The 1098-nt window shown below is 61.3% G+C and carries 1 pseudogene; it reads right to left on the bottom strand.

Annotated features, from left to right (window positions below):
• Positions 1–51: 51 nt before the first annotated feature.
• Positions 52–1098 (bottom strand): annotated as a pseudogene (locus ACS5PK_RS22635) (IS3 family transposase); the annotation flags it as partial.

The raw sequence follows: 1098 nt of genomic DNA on the forward strand, positions 1-1098 counted from the left end.
TGACCCGTCCTGAATTAGGTTGACACTCAGAACGGTTGAACAAGGCCGGCGTCAGCCGGCCATCGACGCCCGATGCACTGCATCGGGCGTCTGCATTTTCAGCGACAGATGAGGCCGCTCGTGGTTGTAGATCTCTACCGACTGGCTCACCATGCGTCGGGCCTCAAGGAGGTCGGCCGGGCGGCTCAGCAAGAACTCGCCCTTGAGAATACCGTTGACGCGTTCAGCCATGGCGTTCTGGTAGCAGTCATAGCCGTCCGTCATCGAGCATCGGACGCCGTGACGCCGATGCAGCTCCTGGTAGTAGTTCGAGCAATATTGAAGGCCGCGATCCGAGTGATGCACGAGCTCCAGCTGCGTCTTGCGGGCCTTGAGCGCCATCTTCATGGCCTGCGCGACCTCTTCGGTCTGCAGGCTCGCGTGCACGTGCCAGCCCACGATCTTGCGTGAATACGCGTCGGTCACCAGGCTCAGGTAGACGAACTTGCCGTCTGTGGGCAGGTACGTGATGTCGGCCACCCAGAGTTGCTCGCTGCCCGTGACCTTGATCTGGTCGGGGCCCGCCTTAACCAGGTTCGGATGACGCCGGAAGTGATGATGACTGTTTGTCGTCTTGTGATACGCCCGAGGCGTTCGCACCAGGAGTCTCGCGTTGCGCAGCACGTCAAACATCGCGTCCCTGCCCAGCGTTGCTCCGCGCTGCTCCAAAGATTCGCGCAGCATGTGGTGCAGCTTCCGCGTCCCCACCTTCGGCTGGCGCATTCGTCGCTCGCTGACCAACTGCACGACCGTCTCGGCTCGCTGCGCGCGCTCCAAGCTCCTTTGGTGGCCTCGGTAGTGCGCCTGCCGGCTGATGCCCATGAATCGGCAAGCCATCGTCACGCTCAACCCTTTGACGAGGTCTTGCGCGATGACTTGCCCGCAGGCTTTTTTACGACACGCACCCCGTAGTCCTTCTTCAGCACATCGACGACGGCTTCGAAGAACTGGGCTTTCTGTTCGGCCTGCTTCAGCTGCACCTGCAGCGCCTTGATTTGCTGCTCCGGCGTAAGCGGACTCGGATCTTTATCGATGGGCATAGCCGCCGATGATGCCGCA

The sequence above is a fragment of the Roseateles sp. DB2 genome, from assembly GCF_051857535.1.
Taxonomy (GTDB): domain Bacteria; phylum Pseudomonadota; class Gammaproteobacteria; order Burkholderiales; family Burkholderiaceae_C; genus Roseateles_B.